The 20,551-nt window shown below is 67.6% G+C and carries 16 protein-coding genes; 7 read left to right on the top strand and 9 right to left on the bottom strand.

Annotated features, from left to right (window positions below):
* Positions 1-58: 58 nt before the first annotated feature.
* From HH308_RS18610 to HH308_RS18645, 8 genes are all read right to left on the bottom strand, one after another.
* A complete protein-coding gene (locus HH308_RS18610) occupies positions 59-907 on the bottom strand; it encodes an acyl-CoA thioesterase domain-containing protein (protein WP_170195739.1) in 849 nt (282 codons plus the stop codon).
* A gap of 60 nt (positions 908-967) precedes the next feature.
* Positions 968-2,428 (bottom strand): aldehyde dehydrogenase family protein, encoded by a 1,461-nt coding sequence (locus tag HH308_RS18615; protein WP_170195740.1) that lies wholly within the window; start codon positions 2,426-2,428, stop codon positions 968-970.
* Positions 2,429-2,762: 334 nt separating this feature from the next.
* Positions 2,763-3,530, bottom strand: a complete 768-nt coding sequence (locus HH308_RS18620; RefSeq protein WP_170195741.1) for an SDR family NAD(P)-dependent oxidoreductase — start codon at positions 3,528-3,530, stop codon at positions 2,763-2,765.
* Positions 3,531-3,535: 5 nt separating this feature from the next.
* Positions 3,536-3,796, bottom strand: coding sequence for a hypothetical protein (locus HH308_RS18625; protein ID WP_170195742.1), 261 nt, complete (start codon positions 3,794-3,796; stop codon positions 3,536-3,538).
* A 13-nt stretch (positions 3,797-3,809) separates the two neighbouring features.
* Entirely contained in the window at positions 3,810-5,747 is a 1,938-nt protein-coding gene (locus HH308_RS18630; RefSeq protein ID WP_170195743.1) for a hydantoinase B/oxoprolinase family protein, read from the bottom strand.
* Positions 5,744-7,822 carry a hydantoinase/oxoprolinase family protein gene (locus HH308_RS18635; RefSeq protein ID WP_170195744.1) on the bottom strand — a complete coding sequence of 693 codons (2,079 nt, stop codon included), beginning with the start codon at positions 7,820-7,822 and terminating at the stop codon, positions 5,744-5,746. The genes HH308_RS18630 and HH308_RS18635 overlap by 4 nt, the downstream gene beginning before the upstream one ends.
* 311 nt (positions 7,823-8,133) lie before the next feature.
* Complete coding sequence (locus HH308_RS18640) at positions 8,134-9,183, bottom strand: LuxR C-terminal-related transcriptional regulator (protein WP_170195745.1); 1,050 nt, start codon at positions 9,181-9,183, stop codon at positions 8,134-8,136.
* The gene (locus HH308_RS18645; protein WP_170195746.1) at positions 9,180-10,175 is read right to left on the bottom strand and encodes an AraC family transcriptional regulator; all 996 of its coding nucleotides are present in this window, start codon (positions 10,173-10,175) and stop codon (positions 9,180-9,182) included. The genes HH308_RS18640 and HH308_RS18645 overlap by 4 nt, the downstream gene beginning before the upstream one ends.
* A 180-nt stretch (positions 10,176-10,355) precedes the next feature.
* Here HH308_RS18645 and HH308_RS18650 point away from each other — a divergent pair, with 180 nt between their 5' ends.
* The 6 genes from HH308_RS18650 (at position 10,356) to HH308_RS18675 (ending at position 17,940) form a co-directional block, all read left to right on the top strand.
* On the top strand, positions 10,356-10,559 hold the full coding sequence (locus tag HH308_RS18650; RefSeq protein ID WP_170195747.1) for a hypothetical protein: 204 nt from the start codon (positions 10,356-10,358) through the stop codon (positions 10,557-10,559).
* A 20-nt stretch (positions 10,560-10,579) separates the two neighbouring features.
* Positions 10,580-12,622 carry a hydantoinase/oxoprolinase family protein gene (locus HH308_RS18655; RefSeq protein ID WP_170195748.1) on the top strand — a complete coding sequence of 681 codons (2,043 nt, stop codon included), beginning with the start codon at positions 10,580-10,582 and terminating at the stop codon, positions 12,620-12,622.
* The gene (locus tag HH308_RS18660; protein ID WP_170195749.1) at positions 12,619-14,562 is read left to right on the top strand and encodes a hydantoinase B/oxoprolinase family protein; all 1,944 of its coding nucleotides are present in this window, start codon (positions 12,619-12,621) and stop codon (positions 14,560-14,562) included. Before HH308_RS18655 ends, HH308_RS18660 begins: the two co-directional genes overlap by 4 nt.
* Positions 14,559-15,575, top strand: coding sequence for a zinc-binding dehydrogenase (locus tag HH308_RS18665; protein ID WP_170195750.1), 1,017 nt, complete (start codon positions 14,559-14,561; stop codon positions 15,573-15,575). Before HH308_RS18660 ends, HH308_RS18665 begins: the two co-directional genes overlap by 4 nt.
* 40 nt (positions 15,576-15,615) lie before the next feature.
* Complete coding sequence (locus HH308_RS18670; RefSeq protein WP_170195751.1) at positions 15,616-17,103, top strand: aldehyde dehydrogenase family protein; 1,488 nt, start codon at positions 15,616-15,618, stop codon at positions 17,101-17,103.
* 135 nt (positions 17,104-17,238) lie between these two features.
* The gene (locus HH308_RS18675; RefSeq protein ID WP_170195752.1) at positions 17,239-17,940 is read left to right on the top strand and encodes a GntR family transcriptional regulator; all 702 of its coding nucleotides are present in this window, start codon (positions 17,239-17,241) and stop codon (positions 17,938-17,940) included.
* A gap of 43 nt (positions 17,941-17,983) precedes the next feature.
* Here the strand turns inward: HH308_RS18675 and HH308_RS18680 are convergent, their stop codons facing one another.
* Entirely contained in the window at positions 17,984-18,856 is an 873-nt protein-coding gene (locus tag HH308_RS18680) for an SDR family NAD(P)-dependent oxidoreductase (RefSeq protein ID WP_170195753.1), read from the bottom strand.
* A 185-nt stretch (positions 18,857-19,041) separates the two neighbouring features.
* On the opposite strand from HH308_RS18680, the gene HH308_RS18685 reads away from it, so the two are divergent.
* The gene (locus HH308_RS18685; protein WP_170195754.1) at positions 19,042-20,481 is read left to right on the top strand and encodes an aldehyde dehydrogenase; all 1,440 of its coding nucleotides are present in this window, start codon (positions 19,042-19,044) and stop codon (positions 20,479-20,481) included.
* The last annotated feature ends 70 nt before the right edge of the window (positions 20,482-20,551 follow it).

Consider the following 20,551-nt stretch of genomic DNA (forward strand, 5'->3'; position numbering starts at 1 on the left):
AGGGGACGCTGGTACCCCCATGACCGCGTCCCGCTGGAACCCGCGGGCCAAGTGGGCGTCACGGCTGCGGAAGCTCCAACGGGATGGGCTTGTTCGCCAGTCCGCTCATCGTGACGGTGCCGAACGGCCCGGCACGATCGAACATGATCGCCGTCGCTGTCATGACGCCCCGGTCTTCGGTCCGGACGAGGGACTGCAGTCCGACGTCGGTCTCGCTGGGGAGCCGACTCAGATTGAGGCTGGCGTCGGCATTGATGAATTCCAGGCCACGCGACCCCAGGTTGGCGCTCGCGTTGATCAGATCGGCGACGCCGGCCACCGCCTGGAAGGGGGTTAGCGGCTCGCCGTCGACGGTCGGGGTGCCGAACTGCCACAGTCCTTTTCGACCGTCGTCGGCAGGTGTGTCGCCGGCCGGCAGCCATCCCGTTTCGCTGCGGTAGATCCGCTCGGTCAATGGGTCCGCCGGGGCCGCGGGCGGGGGTTGAGGAGACTCGGTGGTGCGCCACAGCCCCGATTCCGCCTCGGTGGGACACAGCAACAGCGCCGAGGCGCGCGCGACGACGGTGGATCCTTGCTGAAGCGAGGCGTCGATCAGGCAGAGTCGACGACCCGCGCGCACCACCTCGGTATGCACCGCGGTCGGTTCCATGGCCGCGGGCCGGAACAGGTCGAGTGTCCACCTCGCGGGCTGCATCGCGCTCCGCTGAAGTTGTGCCGCAGCGGATTCGACGCCGCGCGCGAGGAGGGCACTGACTGCCATTCCGCGCATCTGGCCCGCGCCCCACCCGCTGCGCGCCAGCGGCAACGGCGTGAACAGTTCCTCGGCGCCGCCGGTGTTCCGCTCGAAGAAGGCGTGGCGGGGCGCCGGGGGAGAGGCGTGGTCGCGTAATGGTCGTGAGGCAGTCATTTTTGTATATTATACGAGGACTGACGGTGCAGTCGCATCGAAGACCGAGGTTCCCGGTACCTACAACGGCCACTGCATGTGCTTGACCTCGAAGAACTCGCGGAAGCCCTCTTCGCCGCCCTCTCGTCCGATGCCGCTGTGGCCGGGCCCGCCCCACGGCGCGTCGGCGCGCATTCCGCCGCCACCGTTGACGGTGACCGTGCCCGAGCGCAGCCGCCTGCCGAACGCGATCGCCTCCGGCGTCGGCCCCCAGACGTTGGCGTTGAGCGCGTAACGGACCCCGTTGGCCAGTCGTGCGGCTTCGTCGAGGTCGGCGTAGGGCATGATCACGCCGACCGGTGCGAATAGCTCCTCCTGGGCGACCTCCGCGGAGTTCGGGACACCGGTCACCAGGGTCGCCTCGAGGAAGTAGCCGTCGTCGAGACCCGACGGCCGCCCACCGCCGACGGGTAGTCGCGCACCCGAGTCGACGGCGCGCGTAAGCACCCCCTCGACGCGATCGCGGTGCTCACCGGTGATCAACGGACCGAGGATCGTGTCGGGCGCGAACGGGTCGCCGATCGTCAGCGTCGCCAGGAATTCTGCCGACCGTTCCACGTACTCGTCCAGATCCTCCTGCGGCACAAAGGTTCTCGTCGTCGCTCCGCACGCCTGACCGCTGTTGCGGGTGAAGCGCATCGTCGACGCCGGCACCGCGGTGGCGATGTCGGCACCCGGCAGGACGATGTTGGGGGATTTGCCGCCGAGTTCGAGGACGGTCTTGGTGAGATTGGGTGCCGCAAGTTCCAGGATCTTGCTCCCGACGGCGGGCGAGCCGGTGAAGGTCACCAGGTCGACGGCGGGCGAGCCGGCGACACCCGCCGTGACCTCCGGTGTACCGAAAACGAAATTCACTGCGCCCCTGGGGAATCCGGCCTCTTCGAACAGCTTCACCACCGCCGCGGTCAGCAGCACCGCCCGCGGCGACGTGACGAGCACCGTCGAACAGCCGGCCGCGAGCGCGCCACCGAGCTTGTATGCGCACATCATCACCGGAACGTTGTAGGCGACGACGGCGGCTACCACACCGACCGGGTCGCGTACGAGCATGCCGCTGGTGGTGATCGGGCTGCGGTGCAACGGCATCGGCTGCTCGACGCCGTCGCGTGGTCCGCGTACCGCGGCGTCGGCGAACCAACGGAAGAAGGTGGCGGGCAGGTCGACGTGCAGCGTCGGCCCACCGGAGATCGGTGTGCCGACTTCCGCCGCCGCCAGCGCGACCAACGAATCACGTTCGCGCTCAAGCAAATCGGCGAATCGGTGCAAGAGTACACCGCGGTCGGCGGGGGCGAGGCGACTCCATTCGCCGCCGTCGAAGGCGCGCCGGGCGGCAGCGACCGCTGCCGCGGTCTGCGCGGGATCCGCGCCACCGGACTGCGCGATCACCCGTCCGGTGCCCGGGCTGACGGTGGTGACCGGCGCACCCCCACCGCGCTCCCAGCGTCCGTCGATGAAGCATTCGGCGGAGGTGTAGGTGGTCATGGGTGTTTCCTTTCGGCGGTCGATGTACGCGACCGGTTGATGAAGCTCGAAGGGTGGTGATTGGTGTGGACGGCGACCCACTGCGCGGGTTGAGCCGGGCCACTGCGCGGGTTGAGCCGGGCCACTGCGCTGGTTGAGCCGGGCCGGAGCGTTAGCGAAGGTCCGTGTCGAAACCACCGAAGCCAGCGATGTCACCGCACCAAACTCGTAGCGACAGTTGGTCATTCGGCTCACCGTGGTTTCGACACGGGCGCGTCTCGCTGCGCTCGTCGAGCCCGGCTCAACCAGCAGGATTGCCCGGCTCAACCGGCGGATCGCGGTGCCCGGCGGCCGATCAGCCTGCCAGGTAGCCGCCGTCGACGACGAACTCTCCGCCGCTGGCATACCCCGAGCGATCCGACAGCAGCCAGATCGCCATCTGCGCGATGTCGTCGGGCTGCGCGAGGCGCCCGGCCGGTATGCGCGTGTACAGCGCGTCGCCGAGCAGTCGTTTCGCCTGCGCCATCAGCGCGGTGTCGGTGTAGCCGGGGCACAGCGCGTTGACGCGGATCGTCGGGCCGTATTCGATGGCGGCGGTCTTCGTCAGTCCGATGACGCCGTGTTTGCCGGCCGAATATCCGGCGGTCCGCTTGAAGCCGGTCAGCCCGGCGAGCGACGCGGTGTTGACGATCGCGCCGCCGCCCTGCGATTCCATCTGGGTGAGTTCGGCGCGCAGACACCGCCATGTGGTCTTGAGATTCACCGCGATGGCCAGGTCGAACTTGTCCTCGTCCCATTCGCCGACGCGCCGATCACCCTGCCCGATCTGGCCGCCGCTCACTCCGGCGTTGTTGAACGCGCCGTCGAGGCGGCCGTACTCGGCGACCGCGGAGGCAACTAGCGCGTCCACGTCGGCGCGGACGGTGAGGTCGGCCCGAACGCCGATCGCCCGACCGCCCGCCGCGCGGACGGCGTCGACGGTGTCGGCGAGGCCGTCGGCGGACAGATCCGAGAGGATCAGTCGGGCACCTTCGGCTGCCGCCAGCAGCGCCGACGCCCGCCCGATTCCGCCTGCCGCACCGGTGATGAGGACGGCCTTGCCGTCGAGGAGTCCAGCGCTCATCTCACTCACCCGACCCGCGAGGCGGGCCAGTCGTGGGCGGGGGAGCGCCACGCGGGCCAATTGTCTTGCGGCTCAGGACGAGTCACCGACACGTGGTGAAAACACGTCTGACACTTGACGACCATGCGCGGGCCGAGGTAGTTCGCGACCGGGTAGCGCGCGAGATCGGTTGCGCCACAGGCCTCGCAGGTGCCGTCGACGGGCTTCTTCTCGACGTAGACACGCGCGGTTTCGGGACGGGGGAACAGGAGTCGATCGACTGCCATGGGACTGCCTTTCTCAGATGGTCCAGTGCTGCGGGATGGCGAGGGGCACCTGCCAGGTGCCCGCGGTACGTTCGGCGGCCAGCCGAGCGCGTTCGGCGTTGGTCGCCTCGGCGTCGACGGCGTCGTCGACGATGATCACGCCGTAGGCCAGGCGCGCGAAGTCGATGCTGGTGAGTCCGGCGCGCACGTCGGCGGCCACCCGCTCAACGTCGCGGTGCAGCGGATCACCCCAGCCACCACCGCCGCCGATCAGGAAGCGGATCGCGTCACCCTGCCTGACCAGCATGTTGGAGAACTTGCCGGTGCGGTACCGCGCGCCCCGGCCGAACTCGCCGGTGACCGGATCGGGGCGGCCGTCTTCGTCGAACATTCCGAAGAGCGGCTCGGCTCCGCGTAGGTCGAGCGGGTCGCCGTGGTCGGCGAGGTCGAAGTTCGGGATGTACCAACCGAACGCGGGGGTTCCCGCGCCGCCGCCGTTCGCGCCGGGAGCGCCTCGGCGCAGCCGGTCGGCGACGACGGTGATCAGCGTGTCCGACTCGGCCAGGATCGAGTACACCGATCCGAGTCCGCCGCGGAATTCGCCCGCACCAGCCGTGTCGGCGACGATCTCGTGCTGCACCACGACCAACGGGCTCTCGATCTCGACGTGCTCCTGGACGGAGGTGCGGCAGTTGCCGATGGGGGTCACGCAGAAAGACACACCGTCCTCTTTCCACGTGCCGCCCCAGCCGCCGCCGCCGAGGCCGTAGGCACCCCACGGGGTTCCCTCGTGCCCGGGCCGCGAATCGATGCCGCTGAATCCGACGTAGAGTGCGGTGCCGGTGTCGGGGGCGAAGGATTGCTCGGTCGCCTGGCTCAGCGCCTGGGTCACGACATTGATGGCGCGCGGCCCGATGTCGGCATGGCTGGAGCAGCTCGACGGCGGGAGCACCTGCACGACGCTGCCCGCGGGCAGCAGTACGTCGATGGGGCGCAGCGTGCCGCTGTTGACCGGCGTCGACGGGTCGACCATCAGTTTCACCGCTTCGATGCATCGACCCGCCTCGCACCAGGCGGTTCCGCAGTTGCCCAGCGGCTGGCGGCCGGAGCCGGAGAAGTCGATCTCCATCGAGTCGCCGCGCACCCGAACGGTGACGTTGACCGGGATCTGCTCATCGGTGACGCCGTCCTCGTCGAGGAAGTCTTCGGCGGTGTAGTCGCCATCGGGGATGGCGGCGATACCCCGGCGCATGCTGGCTTCGGTGGCGTCGATCGCGTAACGGCCGGCGGCGCGCACCTGGTCGAGTCCGCCGCGGGTGATCAGGTCCTGCAGCTGCCGTTCGCCGACGACGAGGCATCCGTGCAGGGCCCGCAGATCGCCGAGGACGAGGTGCGGCACGCGGTTGTTCTCCAACAGGAAGTTGAACGTCGACCGCACCGGCACGTCGTTGGCGTACAGCATCGTCGGCGGCAGTTTGAGCTGCTCTTCGAAGTGCGTCTGCGCTCCGTTGGAGAAGCCGCCGGGAATGGGGCCGCCGAGGTCGACGAGGTGCGACGTCGACTGCAGCAGGAATTCGACCCGACCGTTGACGAACACCGGTCGGAACAGATTGACGTCGGCCTGGTGCAGCGAGCCGCGCCACGGGTCGTTGGTGAAGATGACGTCGCCGGGCTGCATCTGCTCGACGTCCCAATCGTCCATGACGAAGTTCGCGATGTGCGGTGCCACAAAGGCGTGCTGCATGCAGCCTTCCCACAGCGCGGCCGCCTCCCAGCCCTCGTCGGTGCGCATGTGAATCACGACGGTGCAGTCGAGGATGTCACGGCAGACCGGCGAGAAGGCGCTGCGCATCAGGGAGTCGAGCATCTCGCGGCCGACTTCGATGAGGCCGTAGCGCAGGATGTCCAGTTCGACGTCGGTGACTGATTCGGTGGCGACTGGTTCGGCTGCGGAATCGGTGGTGAGGGTCATTTCGATGCTCCTGTTGCGGGCGATTCGACGATGAGGTTGCCGTCGTCGTCGACGTAGGCGTGCCGGTTGGGCAGGACGAGGGTGGTGGCGAATTTCTCGGTGACCAGCGCGGGGCCGGACACCGGTCGGTGCGGGTGCATCCGCTCGCGGACGTACACGGGAATGTCTGCGGCGGTGCCGGTTCCGGGGACCACGACGCGCGCGGTGCGCAGCTGTGCGTCCCCGTCCTCGACGGTCGACGCGATCGACGACTGCTCGCGTTCGATGATGGCGGTCACCTCGACGGTGGACACGACCACGGGGATCTCGGTCGCGGCGAATCCGTAGGACTCGCGGTAGAACTCGTGGAAGCGCTCGACGAGCGGCGCGACGACGTCGGCGCTGATCGCACCGTCGACGGGCAGTCGGTTGTCCCACGTCTGGCCGCGGTACATGGCGAAGATCGCGCGCTCGAATCGCAGGTCGGCGACGTCGACGCCCTGATCGACGAGGTCGGTCCGGATGCGGTCCTGCAGTTGCGCGAACGCCTTCTCGATGGTGTCGGCGTCCGACGGCGCCAGCGGCGTCATGATCGAGTGGGCCCGGGTGACCATCAGGTCGCTGCGCAGAAGTCCCAGCGCCGAGAACTGGCCGGGGCTGCGCGGCACGATCACCCGGTCGAGGCCGAGGATCTGACCGACGCGGTCGGCGAGCATCGGACCGGCGGATCCGGACGGTTGCAGAGCGAACTCGCCGAGGTCGAAGCCGCGGTACACCGAAATGGTGCGGACTTTGGCGGCGATGTCCTGACAGGCGATCTCGTAGGCTGCCGCCGCGAGCTCGATGTCGGACATGTTCCATTGTTTCCCGGTGTTGGCCAACGCATTTCGCGCGGCGTCGACGTCGAGGCGGATGGCTCCGTTGGCGAAGAGGTCGGGCTGCAGAATACCCAGGGCGGCGCAGGCGTCGGTCAGGGTGGGCTCGGTACCGCCGCGCTGGTAGCAGACCGGTCCGGGGTTGGATCCGGCCGACGCCGGGCCGACGGCCACGCTGCCAAGGGCATTCGGCGCGATGAGGCTGCCGGCCCCGGAGCCGATGCTCTCGACGTCGACGAGGGGCATCGTCAGGGTGAGCCCGGTTTCCAGCGTCCAGGTGTCGGTGAGCGGGGTCTTCGCGTTGCGGATGGCCGCGACGTCGGTGCTGGTGCCGCCGACGTCGATGGTCAACAGATTGGGGTTGTTGCTCTCCGCGGCCAGTTTGATGCTGCCCGACACTCCGCCCACCGGACCCGAAACGAGTTGGAAGACAGGAGCTTTGGCGGCGTCGGCGAAGGTGGCGACCCCGCCGTTCATCATCATGATCCACAGCGTGCCGCGGTAGCCCTGTCCCGACAGCCGGTCCATCAGCCGGTTGAGGTAGCCGACGACGGTCGGCCCGACGTAGGCGTCGAGCGCTACGGTCGCGGTGCGTTCGTGCTCGCGGGTGACCGGATACAGCGCCGACGTCTGAATGTAGGCGCCGGGCAGCTCCTCGGCGACGATCTCGGCGGCGCGCCGCTCGTGAGCGGGATTCGCATACGAGTTGACGAGGCAGATCGCGACGGATTCCGCTCCGCGAGAAGCCATGTCGCGTGCGGCGTCACGCACCGCGTCCTCGTCGAGCGCGAGCAGCTCGGAACCGTCGTAGCGCAGGCGCTCTGGCACACCGAAACGCAGATCGCGGTCGACGATGGGCCGCTCCTGATGCGGCCTGCGCCAGGTCGGATCGTAGAAGCGCTCGCCGAATTCGCGGTGCATGCGGCCGATGTCGAGCAGGTCGCGATGGCCGCCGGTGGCCAGCAGTCCGGTGCGTTTGCCCGCTCGGCTGAGCAGCGCGTTGATGCCGACGGTGTGTCCGTGGACGATCTCGGCGACGTCGGGGACGTCGACGTCGATCGCGGTGAGCGCCTCCAGCACTCCCACCTCCTGTTCCAGGGTGGACAGGACCTTGCCGTCGCGGACTTCACCGGTCTGCCGGTTGAGCCCGATGATGTCGGTGAACGTGCCTCCGACGTCGATGCCGACTACCCAGTCGGCCGGTCGTTCGACCTGCGTCATAGCGTGTGCCTCTCGTGCTGTGGCGGAGCGGCGGGGCAATCATGTTGCGCCCCAGCCACTTTGTGTCACAGATCACTGTGCCGCGCGGGCTGTGGCCAGACATCTGGCGCAGGTATGACTTTTGTACGACCTTCGTCTTGAGCGTGGAAGTGGCCGGGCCGAAACCACGTAAACCCGCAATGTCGCCGCACGAAACTCGTAGCGGCAGTTGGTCACTCGTCTCACGGGGGTTTCGACACGGGCGCGGCTCGCTTCGCTCGTCGGGCCCGGCTCAACCAGCGGGCGGCATCGGGCCCGGCTCAACCAGCGGCCTACCCCGACTCCGCCCGCAGCCACACCGCGACGGCCTCGGCGCGGTTGCCGACGTCGAGTTTGCGCAGGATCCGGGTGACGTGGGTCTTGACGGTGCCTTCCGAGATGACCAGGCGCCGTGCGATTTTCGCGTTCGAGTCGCCGTCGGCCATCAGTCGCATGATCTGGGCTTCGCGTCGGGTGAGCACCGAATCGTCGTCGCGACTCGCGGCCACCGACACCGTCGCACCGCGGGCGGGCGCCTGCCAACGCGCAACGCCGTCGAAATGCGAACGCAGCGCCGCCATGCCGTCCAGCACGGTGACCCGTGCGAGATTCTGACTCAACCCCGCCGCGAACGTCGACAGCAGCGCCTGGTCTTCGACGGTGAACAGTCGGTCCTGGAAATAGCAGTCCGCATGCAGCAGCCCGACGACCTCGCCGTCGACGAGCAGCGGAGCGATGCCGTACGACGACGACCTGGTGATCTCGGCGAGCGCGCGATTGACCCGCGGGTTCTCTTGCACCTCGTCGACGAGCGTTGCCTGCACGCCGACGACGGTGTCGTTCTCGATGAGGCTGCGATCGAGGACCAGCGGTTCTTCGCGGCCCACCGCGACGATCTCTTCGGCCCACCGCGGATCGCGCACCACGCACATCGTGTGCAGTTGCCAATTGGTGTCGACGGTGGACACCAGCACGCGATCGAATCCGAGGCCGCACGCGATGCTGGGCGCGATGCTCAGCAGGCCGTCGACCGACGTCGCGGGGGAGATCTCGGCGAGCGCCGACCGGACGCGCGCCAGCGTCGCCGACTTCTCGGCGAGTTGAATCTGGGTACGCGCCGTCTCCGCCTCGCGGATCCGTCCGAGCAGCCCGAGCAGTGCGGCCATCCGTTCCGGCGACACTCCGCCGACGACGGCGTGCTGGATTGTCGCGGTGACCAGGTCCCACAGTCCGTCGAGCCCGACGATGTGCTCGTCGTCGAGTAGATCCCTTGCGTCACAGACGATTCGGGATATCGTCGATCGAAGTGCGCCGGCGTCGGCGCGGGTCGCCACGGCGGTCATGCCGAACCCCGCCGATGCCGTTGGAATGTCTGCGAGGGTGATTCGCCGAAGCGGGCCCGGTAATGCGACGCGAATCGGCCGAGGTGGACGAAGTGCCATCGGTACGCGGCGTCGGACACCGCGACGTCGGCCCCGCCGACGAGGTCGGTGCGCACCCGATCGAGTCGGACGTTGCGAATGAACTCGGTGGGTGTCATCCCGGCCACGCGGCGGAAACCGGACTGCAGCGTCCGGGGCGTCGTACCGACCAGCGCGGCGAGCGAGGCGACCGAGAGGTCGTCGTCGGCGTGGCCCTCGATGTGGTCCATCACGCCGCGGATCATCGAGTCGGAGTCGGGGGAGGGCTCGCGGAGCAGCTCGGGCGTCAGATTGCTCTGCGCCACTAACAGGATCTGGGTCATCAGTGCGGATTCGAGCTCCTGCTGGACTGCCGGCATAGTGGCCAGACCGCCCGCGGGGCGCAACTGCGAGTAATAGAACGCGACCGAACTGTTCAGCGACTGCCCGGCCGGGGTCCCCAGGTCGAAGCTCAGATCGAAGTCGATCGTCGACGGCGCGGTGCCGAGCAGCCTGGCGGCGTGCCCCTCGAGCGCGTGTCGGGACACCTTGAGGTGATACTGCGACGCGTCGGCGCTCCAGTCGATGTAGACCGGTTCGTCGGGACCGAAGATCACGCCGAGCGGATTCTCCGCCGCCGAGAACGTCTCTCGTCGATCCCCTTGTGCAACAGTACAATTGCCGGTCGCCAGCAGATTGATGTGGTAGCAGTCGCCCATCTTGGGCCCGACGATGCGCGCGCGGGCGCCGTAGGCCATCCGCCCGACGGTGACGGCGTCGGTGGCGGCGGTGTCCAGCCGGAAGCGAACGGAATCATCGGCCAGCGACAACCGGTGTGCGGCGAAGGTCTCGCTCACGTAGTCGTGCGCCTGCTCGGGATCGCGGGTCGAAAAGCTGCGGTGCAACGACGCCGCGGCGTCGAGCAAGTCGGGCATCGCACAAGTCCCTTCGACGATCGGCCGTGACGTAAGTCATATCAGTGTCGCACATCGGAGCGCGCCGCCACACCCTCGATTTCGCATTATGGATAATACTTCGTGATCTGGATTGTGGGTCAGATCACAGGTTTCTAGCGTTACGCCCTACCGAGATCACCTCCCTGAACTGGAGAAGCCATGACCCAACCCGCACCCGTCGTCGACCGGCAACCGGTCGACGGTGCCTGTCCTCGCTGCGAGCAGACTCAGCTCGCCACTTACGACGTCGTCGGCGAAGCCGGCTGGGAGACCGTCGTCAAATGTCAGCACTGTCTGAAATCGGTGTCCCGCACGCGGGCCAACCGACTCGGTCCCATCACCCTGCTCGTCGACCTCGTCTGACCCGGAAGGCCTCAAAGAAGATGATTGCTGTAGATGTAGGCGGCACGTTCACCGACGTCGTCGGGTGGCGCGACGGGAAGATCCTCACCACCAAGGTCTCCACCGAATACGGCGACGTCGCAGCGCCGGTGCTGCGCGGCGCGCAACGCCTCGGCGTGAGCGGCTCGAGCGTGTTCAATCACGCCAGCACCCACGGACTCAATGCCGTGATCACGCGCAACCTGCCCAAGATCGGCTTCCTGGCAACCGACGGCCACCGCGACATCCTCGACATGGGACGCGTGTGGCGGCCCGCCGAGGCGATCCTCGACCCAGGGTGGCGGCGCAGCTTCGGCGACGCCGCGCAACCACTCGTCGACCGCTACCTGCGTCGCGGCATCGCCGAACGCATGCTCGCCGACGGTCGGGTGCTGTTTGAACTCGACGAAGACCAGGCTCGCGCGGAGATCGAGACGCTGCGCTCATGCGGGGTCGTCGGCGTGGCGGTCTGCCTGATCAACGCCTACGTCAACCCCGCCCACGAGATCCGGCTGCGTGAGCTCGTGCGCGAGATCCTCGGCGACGTGCCAGTGTCGATCTCCAGCGAGGTCTCACCGCTGGCCAAGGAGTACGCCCGCGCGTCGACGACGGTGATCGACACGCTGATGAAGATCATCTACTCCGACTACACCGACCGCTTGTCGACCGGCCTGGCCGACCTCGGCTTCGACGGTTCGCTCAACTTCGCCGACTGTGCCGCCACCCTGGTGCCGGTCGACCACGCGATGCGCCGACCGTTCCGCATCGTGTTCTCCGGCCCCGCCGCGGGCACCGTCGCATGCGCGCATTTCGGCCGTCTCATCGCCGAACAAGATCTGCTGTGCGCCGACGTCGGCGGCACGTCGTGTGACATCAGTGTGGTCACCGCGGGCGAACCGTTCGTCAACACGTCCTTCGAACTCGAACACGACCTCGTGGTCAACGCGCTGGCCAACGACATCTCCAGCATCGGCGCGGGTGGCGGTTCGATCGTGCACATCGGGCCCACCGGCGAGATCCTCGTCGGCCCCGACAGTGCCCGCGCCGAACCCGGACCCGCGTGCTTCAACCGCGGCGGAACCGCGCCGACGACGACCGACACCTGCCTGATGATCGGGATCCTCGACCCCGACGGATTCGCCGGCGGCGAGGTCGCGATCGACCGCACGCTGTCGGAGCGGGCCTTCGACTCCCTCGACAGCGAATTCACTCTCGCGCAGCGCGTCCGGTACGCCTACGAGATGGCCGTGCACAACATGGCCGAAGGCCTGTTCAACGTGGCCATCAAGAACGGCGTCGACCCGCGCGACTACACGCTAGTGGCCTTCGGCTCGGCCGGCCCGATGCTGCTGCCGGCGGTGCTCGACGCCGTGCAGTGCAAGCAGGTGGTCATCCCGCCGAGCCCGGGCTTGTTCTCGGCGCTCGGGCTGCTGTCGGCCGACCAGGTCTTCACCGTCAACCGCAGCGCCTATCTGATGCTCGACGCGGCCAACGCCGCGCAGATCGACGCCATCTTCACCGACATGGAAACCGAACTGCGCGAACAGCTCGGCGAGTCGGCCGACGTCACCCTGCTGCGCAGCATGGACGCGCACCTGGCCGGCCAGAGCTGGGACACCCCGTTCGTACCGGTGCCCGACGGCACCATCGGCGCCGACGACGTCGCGACGATGGTCACCGCCTTCCACGACACCTACGAGGCACGGTCGGGCAATCGCTTCGCCATGATGCCCGTCGAGGGCGTGACCTTCCGCATCCGCGCGGTGCTCGCCACCGACAAGATCGAGTACCCGCAGCTCCCAGCGCGCACCGGAGAGCCCTTGCAGCCCAAGGGAACTCGTGTCCTGCGTTACCTCGGCGACATCACCGGCGACTCGGTCGGCGAGCAACTGGCCGACGTCTACGACCGCGACGACCTGCGCGCGGGCGACCACATCACCGGCCCCGCCATCGTCAACGAAGGGCTCTCGACCACCCACATCGGCGCGGGCCAACACGGCGTCGTCGGCGCCTACGGCGAAATCACCATCCGGAGGAACGCATGACCACCACCGAACAGCGACCCGAGGCGCGCATCCGCGACCTGCACGCCGACGAGTTCGCGGACCGATATCACACCGACCGATTCACCGCGTCGGTGCTGCTCAACCGACTGCGCTATGTCGTCGAGCATATGTCGACCGGCTTCATGCGCGAGGCCTTCAGCCCGATCATCCGCGACTGGTACGACTTCGCGTGCACCATCAGCGGGCCCGCCGAGCAGGACTATCCGATGGCGGTCGTCAGCAACAGCCTGATGGTGTTCCTCGGCACCATGGGCGACGCGGTGCGCAACACCGTTGCCGAGTACGGACCGGAGAATCTGCGGCCCGGCGACGTCCTGATCTGCAACGACCCCTACCGCGGCGGCCGACACGTCAACGACGTCGCATTCATCCGGCCCGTCTTCGTCGACGGCGCGATCGTCTCCTACGTCACGATGTGCGCCCATCAGCTCGACATGGGCGGCACGGTTCCCGGCGGCTTCTCGGCCACCAAACAGAACGTCTACGAGAACGGTCTGGTGATACCGCCGATGCTGCTGTGGAGCGGCGGCAAGCCGGTGCGCTCGACGTTCTCACTGATCTTCGACAACACCCGATGGGGCGGCATGTTGCTGCCGGACTTCAAGTCGATCTTCCAGCAGCTGCGCCTCGGCGAGGAGTTGGTCCTGGGCAACATCGAGCGGTACGGGCTGCAGGCGTATCTGGGCACGCTGACCTATGCCTGCGACAGCTCCGCGGAGCGGATGTCCGACGCGATCGCCTCGGTGCCCGACGGCGACTACACCGGTTCGGCGCTCATCGACGCCGACGGCCTCGACGACACCCTCGAGTACCGGGTTCAGGTCTGTATCCGCAAGCGCGGCACCGACATCGAAGTGGATCTGTCGGGCACCGCCGGGCAGTCGCGCACCTGCATCAACTGCGGTGTGCTCGACGCCAAGACCTCCGTCGGCGTCGCCCTGACGATGCTCCTCGACCCGAAAGTGCCGTTCACCGCGGGTACCTGGCGCAACATCGACTTGATCTGTGCGCCCGGCTCGATCGTCTCGTCGCTTCCGCCGGACGGTGGAATCATGATGTTCTGGGAGGCCTCGGGAGCCGTGGTCTCGGCGATCTTCGACGCGCTCAATCCGGTCCTGGCGGCGCGCGGCGTCGCGGGTGACTACGGGTCGACCAACACCCACAACGCGTCCGGACTGCGCGACGACGGTTCGTTCTGGACCAGCGCGACCCAATGCGGCGGCGAACACGGCCCGTGGGGCGCGACGCAGGCGGGCGACGGCGACAGCTACACGGTCCTGTTCACGCTCAACAATCTCGATCCGGCGACCGAGACCATCGAGCACGACTCTCCGGTGGTGTTGCTGCGCAAGGAACACGCCATCGACACCGGCGGAGCGGGCACGTTCCGGGGCGGGGCGGCGAATCTGAAGGACGCGCTGTGGTTGACCGGTGCACAACAGCACCTTTCGCCGTTCCGGACCAAGGAGCCCAGCGGCGTCGGCGCCAACGGCGGCGCCGCCGGACCCAACGGGGCGATGTGGCTGTTCCCGCTCGGCGCCGACGAGACGCCGACGATGATCGGCACCTCCGACGATGTCTACGCGGCAAGCGAACCGGTCGCCGGTGTGCTCGACGAACAGACCAAGGCGCTCGACCCCGTCAACGGGACGTACCACTACTTCGCGAGTCAACGCGTCTGGAACACCGCGCCCAACACCGTCCTGCGGTGCCTCACCAACGGCGGCGGCGGTTGGGGCGACCCCTTCGCCCGCGATCCGCAGGCAGTACTGCGCGACGTCCGCAACGAATATGTCAGCCTCGCCGGCGCCCAGCGCGACTACGGCGTCGTCGTGGTCGGTGATCCCCATCGCGACCCGGAGGGGTTGCGCATCGACGACGCCGCCACCGCGGCACTGCGAAAGGAACTGAAGTCATGAAAGGCGTGGTGTTCGCCGGAGACGGGACAGCTGTCCTGCAGGAGTTCGACGTTCCCGAGGCCGGACCCGGACAGGTCGTGGTCAAGATCCGTGCCTCCGGCATGTGCGGCAGCGACCTGCACTTCTACCACGGCAACTTCGACTTCGACCACAGCGTGATCCAGGGCCACGAGCCGTGCGGCGAGGTCTACGCCGTCGGTGCGGGCGTCACCCCGGCACAGGCGAGCGTCGGCGACCGGGTGATGATCCACCACTACTTCGGGTGCGGAACGTGTCGTCGCTGCCGGTCGGGCTGGCCGCAGATGTGCGAGACGGCACCCGCTGCGACGATGGCCATCCACGCCGACGGCGGACATGCGCCGTTCGCCCTCGTACCGGTGTCCTCGCTGCTCCCATTGCCCGACGCACTGTCGTTCAAAGCCGGTGCGGCCCTCGGCTGCGGCACCGGAACGGCGTGGGGCGCCATCAAGCGGATCGGCGGCTGCGCCGACACCGTGACCGTCGTGATCGGGCAGGGACCGGTCGGTCTGTCGGCGACGATGTTCGCCGCGTCGATGGGCGCGAAAGTCATCGCGGTCGACGTCGACGACCGCCGGCTGGCGAAGGCGAAAGACTTCGGCGCCGACGTGGTGGTGAATTCGCGCACCGAATCGCTCGTCGACGTCGTCGGCGCGTACACCGGCGGCCGGATGGCCGACGTCGTGCTGGAGACGTCGGGCCGGGCGTCGGACGACGCGCTCAGTGTGCTCGGCACTTTCGGTCGGGTCTGTTTCACCGGGCTGCCCGGCGAGGTGGAGTTCACCACGCAGGCGATCTACAAGAAGCAGTGGACGCTGATGACGTCGTGGACGATGTCGTCGATCGAGCAGGCGCGATGTGCGGATTACATTGTCGCGCACGACCTTCCGGTCGACGACCTCTACTCACACACTTGGCGCCTGGATCAGGCCGCCGAAGCGTACGAGTGGTTCGACAAGCAGGACGCCGGCAAGGGTGTCTTCGAGTTCGACTGACCCCCAAACACTATTCACCATCGAGGAAGAGAAACTACACATGACTGCACACCTTGCCGCGGCACCGCCCACACCGGCCTTCATCGGCGGCGCGAAACACAACCTCATCGGCGGGCAGTGGGTACCGGCCGCGTCGGGCGCCACGATCGACGTCATCAATCCCGCGACCGGCGGGGCGCTGGGCACCATCGCGGCGAGTGATTCGGTCGACGTCGATCGCGCCGTCGCCGCTGCCCGCGCCGCATTCGAGGGCCCGTGGAGCGGCTGGACGCCGCATCAGCGCCGCAAACTGATTCTCGACGTCCACGACATCCTGCTGGACAACTTCGACGAACTCGCACTGATCGAGACCCTCGACATGGGGGCGCCGCTGTCGCGGACGATGGGCCTGCGTGAGTGGACGTCGCAGGTGTTGCAGTTCTTCGCCGGCCAGGTCGACGCCGGAACCGTTGCAGCAGCAGAGAATTCGCTGCCCGGCGACTTCCTCACCCTGCGCTACCGACCACCGGTGGGCGTCGTCGGCGGCATCATCCCGTGGAATGGTCCGCTGATCGGACTGTGGTGGATCTTCGGGCCGGCCCTGGCCACCGGTTGCACCGCGGTGCTCAAGCCGGCCGAGGACGCGTCGTTGTCGGTGCTGCGGGTCGCCGAGCTGATGCAACAGGCCGGCGTCCCCGACGGCGTGATCAACGTGGTGACCGGATACGGCAAAGACGCCGGGTCGGCGCTCGCCGAGCACCACGGCGTCGACCGGATCGCCTTCACCGGTTCGGTCGGCACCGCCCAGACCATCGTCCGGGCGTCGGCGGGCAACCTGAAGCGCCTGCAGATGGAACTCGGCGGCAAATCGCCCGACATCGTCTTCGCCGACGCCGACCTGGACAAGGCGGTGCCCGGTGCCGCGATGGGCGTGTTCACCAACAGTGGGCAGGTCTGCGTCGCGGGCACCCGGATCTTCGTGCAGCGGGCCATCCACGAGGAATTCGTCGCGCGGATGGCCGACTTCACCAAGACGATCCGCGTCGGCAACGGCCTGGACCCGAATACCCAACTGGGACCGCTCATTTCGCAGCGTCAGCTGGATCGCGTGCTGGGCTACATCGACATCGGCAACGATGAAGCGCAGCTCGCGGTGGGTGGTCGCCGGTTGGCTGGGGAGTACGCGAACGGCTTCTACGTGGAGCCGACGGTGTTCTCCGGCGCGAACAACGAGATGACGATCGCGCGCGAGGAGATCTTCGGTCCGGTCGCCACCGTCATTCCGTTCGACACCGTCGACGAGGCGATCACTCTCGCCAACGCCACGCCGTACGGGCTCGCCGGCGGGCTATGGACCGAGAATCTCGGTACGGCACACAAGGTTTCGCAGGCGATCGACGCCGGCACCGTCTGGGTGAACTGCTACGGCGTGCTCGATCCGGCGATCGGATTCGGTGGGACCAAGATGAGCGGCTACGGGTGGAAGGGCGGCCGGGAACACGTCGAGAGCTACCTGTACTCGAAAGCGGTCTACATCAATCTGGGCTGATCCGCGGTCGGCGACCGGATTCGCCGGCGCGCCCGCCTTCTCGCGGGCGCGCCGCCGTCGGTGGGGCACAACACTATTCGGTGGGGCATAATACATAAAGTCCCATTCACTTTCGAGAAAGGTCCGGTGGCTGTGATGGATTCCGTTCGCGAGTTGCCACGCCAACGTGCGAACGGTCGCGCGCAGCTCTCCGAAGACGTCGCCGCCTATGTGCGCGAACTGATCATCTCCGGGCAGGTCCGCCCCGGCGAGTTCCTGCGCACCGAGCCGATCGCCGCGGCGGTCGGCGTCAGCAACACACCGGTACGGGAGGGACTGCTGCTGTTGTCGGGCGAGGGATTCGTCGAGCTGGTACCGCGCCGGGGATTCGTCGTCTCGACGTTCAGTGCTGAGGACGTGCGCGATCTGTTCTGGGCGCAGGCCACACTCGCCGGCGAACTCGCGGCGCGCGCGGCCAAGCGGATCACCCCCGAGCAGCTCGCCCATCTCGAGGACCTCAACGAGCAGCACGCGGCAGCGATGGCGGAGAACGCGTCGTCGGACGTGACGATCGCGCTGGGGCACGAGTTCCACCGCACCATCAATCTGGCGGCCGACTCACGCCGGTTGGCGTTGATGCTGGCGATGATCGTCAAGCAGTTGCCGAACCGGTTCTACAACGACATCGAGGGCCACAACGACGACACGTTGGAGGCCCACCCGAAAATCCTGCAGGCGCTGGCCCGCAAGCGCAGCAAACAGGCGAACGATCTGATGCGCGATCACATCATGTCCGGTGCCGACGAGCTGATCGCATCCTTGGAGAAGCAGGGGATCTGGGCCGGCGAACCGAAGTAGACCCCCGTGAGGTCACTCAGGTCGCCGGCCTGCCGATCGGAGATCAGTCGAACAGGTCGAGCAGTGAGGTCTCATCCGCCGAGCCGATCACGCCGAGTGGCTTCGCGGTCGAATCATCGAGAATCTCAGAGAGATTGGCGGCGACGTCCTCCGGCGCGATCTCGGTATTGGTGTAGCCGTCGTTCATCGCCAGCGAGAAGCGCTGGATGAGTCCGCCCTGGGCCAGAATGACCTCGCCTGCGACGCCGCATTCCTCGTGCGCGAGATAGGCGACGACGGGTGACACCATCGCGGTCGTGTAACTCTTCTCCAGCGTTTCCTTCAAGGAGTCCGGAATGTCGGCCTCCGCGGCCATCCGGGTGTAGGCGGTCGGCGCGATCGCATTGACCCGGATACCCGCTTTGAGCGCTTCGATCGACAGCGTGCGCGTGAAGGCGTACACGGCACCCTTCGACGCGACATACGCCGACTCACCCTCCCAACCGGCGAGGGTGGGGGAGCAGGTGTTGATCACGCGGCCGGCGCCGCTCGCGACGAGATGCGGCCAGGCCGCCGCGGTGATGGCCACGGTACCGAGGAAGTTGATCTCCAGGTGTCGACGGACCTCGTCGACAACGCTTGCACCGAACGGCGACGGACGGTCGACGCCAGCGTTGTTCACCACGATGTCGAGCCGGCCGAACGCCTCCACCGCGGCGTTTACGACGGCGTCGGCAGAGGTGGTGATGTCGTCGTGGTTGGCGACGGCCCGGCCGCCCGCCGCGGTGATCGCGGCGACCGCCTCATCGGCGGCCGCGGCGTCGGCGTCGTTCACGACGACGGCGGCACCGCGTTCGGCGAGCAACTGAGCGTGCGAGCGACCCAATCCCCGGCCGGCGCCGGTGACCAGGGCCACCTTGTTATCAAATGTGAGCATTTCCAGTCTCTTTCGTTGCAGTGATAGGGGAGTGCGTGTGCTTGTTCGGCCGGCGACGATGCCCGGCTGCGCCGCCTCACTGACGATTGTCAGCGGAGTCGGCGACGACTGATGTCCAACTATCTGGACACTCGGTCGACCTCGCTCGGCCTATGGTGAGGGCAACGAGACAATGAGGAGAGTCCATGGCCGACAACACTTTTCACCGCACCACCCACTTCATCGACGGACGCTTGCAGCAGGCCCATTCGACCGCGCGGATCGACGTCGTCAACCCGGCCAGCGAAGAGGTGTTCGGGTCCGTCGTCGACGGTGACGACGTCGATGTCGACGCCGCGGTGCACGCAGCGCGGGCGGCGAGTGCTGACTGGGCGGCGACGTCTCCGACCGAGCGCGGGGACCGGCTGCGGGCTCTAGCCGATGCCTTCGAGGCGCGGTCGGACGAGGTATCCGCGCTGGTGAGCAGGCAGAACGGTACACCGATCGGGCTCGCGAAGGCGATGCAGACGATGGTGCCCGCCAACTACCGCTACTTCGCGTCGCTCGCCGACGACCTGCGCGTGGAGGAACAGCGCACCACCATGACCGGAGACGCGGTGATCCGTCGGGAACCGGTCGGCGTCGTCGGAGCGATCGTCCCGTGGAACGGGCCGCAGCCGCTGACGGCCTGGAAGATCGGCCCGGCACTGGCGGCGGGCTGCACCACCGTCATCAAGCCCGCGGCGGAGACCTCGCTCGACTCGTTCGTTCTCGCAGAGCTGTTCGCCGAGGCCGGCCTGCCCGACGGTGTCGCGAACATCGTCACCGGTGGACGCGAGACCGGCGCCGCGCTGGTCCGCCATCCCGGGGTGCGCAAGATCGCCTTCACCGGTTCCACCGCTGCGGGCAAAGCCATTGCGGCGCAATGTGCTTCGGATCTCAAGCACGTTACCTTGGAACTCGGCGGAAAATCGGCGGGCATCCTGCTCGACGACGTCGACCTGCAGGCCTTCAAGCCATTCGTGATGTCGGCGTGCACGCCCAACACCGGGCAGACGTGTCGTGCATTGACTCGCATCCTCGCGCCGCGCGAGCGTTACGACGAGATAGTCGACTTCATCGCCGACACCATGAAGGCGATTCCCCTCGGCGATCCCGACGATCCGGCGAACTTCTTCGGCCCGCTGGTCAATGCCACGCAACGAGACCGCGTCGAGGCCTACCTCACACTCGGCGTCGAAGAAGGTGCCCGGATCGTCACCGGAGGAGGCCGGCCCGAAGGATTCGATCGCGGGTACTACGTCGAGCCGACCGTCTTCCGCGATGTCCGCAACGACATGCGCATCGCGCGCGAGGAGATCTTCGGACCCGTCGTGGTGGTGTTGCCGTACGACTCGGTCGACGAGGCCGTCGCGATCGCCAACGACTCCGACTACGGGCTCGGCGGCGGAGTGTTCTCGCCCGACGTCGACAAAGCCACCGACGTCGCTCGACGGATCGTCAGCGGAACCGTCGGGGTGAACTCGGCGTCGTTCCCGATGGACGCCCCGTTCGGCGGCGTCAAGAACAGTGGACTCGGCCGCGAACTGGGGCCGACGGCGCTCGACGCGTACTTGGAGTACAAGACGATCTTCCGTGGGGTGTGAGGCCTGGCATTGGGACGTCCCGCGGCGGGCTGATCACGAAAATTCACCGCGCCGTTGGCGGCAAGGGCGT

Source organism: Gordonia asplenii (assembly GCF_012933505.1).
Classification (GTDB): Bacteria; Actinomycetota; Actinomycetes; order Mycobacteriales; family Mycobacteriaceae; genus Gordonia; species Gordonia asplenii.

Excerpts from the sequence above, each read along its gene's own strand:
- HH308_RS18680 (WP_170195753.1), bottom strand. The coding sequence starts at position 18,856 with ATGCTCACATTTGATAACAAGGTGGCCCTGGTCACCGGCGCCGGCCGG.
- HH308_RS18610 (WP_170195739.1), bottom strand. The coding sequence starts at position 907 with ATGACTGCCTCACGACCATTACGCGACCACGCCTCTCCCCCGGCGCCC.
- HH308_RS18670 (WP_170195751.1), top strand. The coding sequence starts at position 15,616 with ATGACTGCACACCTTGCCGCGGCACCGCCCACACCGGCCTTCATCGGC.
- HH308_RS18635 (WP_170195744.1), bottom strand. The coding sequence starts at position 7,822 with ATGACGCAGGTCGAACGACCGGCCGACTGGGTAGTCGGCATCGACGTC.
- HH308_RS18660 (WP_170195749.1), top strand. The coding sequence starts at position 12,619 with ATGACCACCACCGAACAGCGACCCGAGGCGCGCATCCGCGACCTGCAC.
- HH308_RS18625 (WP_170195742.1), bottom strand. The coding sequence starts at position 3,796 with ATGGCAGTCGATCGACTCCTGTTCCCCCGTCCCGAAACCGCGCGTGTC.
- HH308_RS18675 (WP_170195752.1), top strand. The coding sequence starts at position 17,239 with ATGGATTCCGTTCGCGAGTTGCCACGCCAACGTGCGAACGGTCGCGCG.
- HH308_RS18640 (WP_170195745.1), bottom strand. The coding sequence starts at position 9,183 with ATGACCGCCGTGGCGACCCGCGCCGACGCCGGCGCACTTCGATCGACG.
- HH308_RS18645 (WP_170195746.1), bottom strand. The coding sequence starts at position 10,175 with ATGCCCGACTTGCTCGACGCCGCGGCGTCGTTGCACCGCAGCTTTTCG.
- HH308_RS18655 (WP_170195748.1), top strand. The coding sequence starts at position 10,580 with ATGATTGCTGTAGATGTAGGCGGCACGTTCACCGACGTCGTCGGGTGG.
- HH308_RS18630 (WP_170195743.1), bottom strand. The coding sequence starts at position 5,747 with ATGACCCTCACCACCGATTCCGCAGCCGAACCAGTCGCCACCGAATCA.
- HH308_RS18650 (WP_170195747.1), top strand. The coding sequence starts at position 10,356 with ATGACCCAACCCGCACCCGTCGTCGACCGGCAACCGGTCGACGGTGCC.
- HH308_RS18615 (WP_170195740.1), bottom strand. The coding sequence starts at position 2,428 with ATGACCACCTACACCTCCGCCGAATGCTTCATCGACGGACGCTGGGAG.
- HH308_RS18620 (WP_170195741.1), bottom strand. The coding sequence starts at position 3,530 with ATGAGCGCTGGACTCCTCGACGGCAAGGCCGTCCTCATCACCGGTGCG.
- HH308_RS18665 (WP_170195750.1), top strand. The coding sequence starts at position 14,559 with ATGAAAGGCGTGGTGTTCGCCGGAGACGGGACAGCTGTCCTGCAGGAG.
- HH308_RS18685 (WP_170195754.1), top strand. The coding sequence starts at position 19,042 with ATGGCCGACAACACTTTTCACCGCACCACCCACTTCATCGACGGACGC.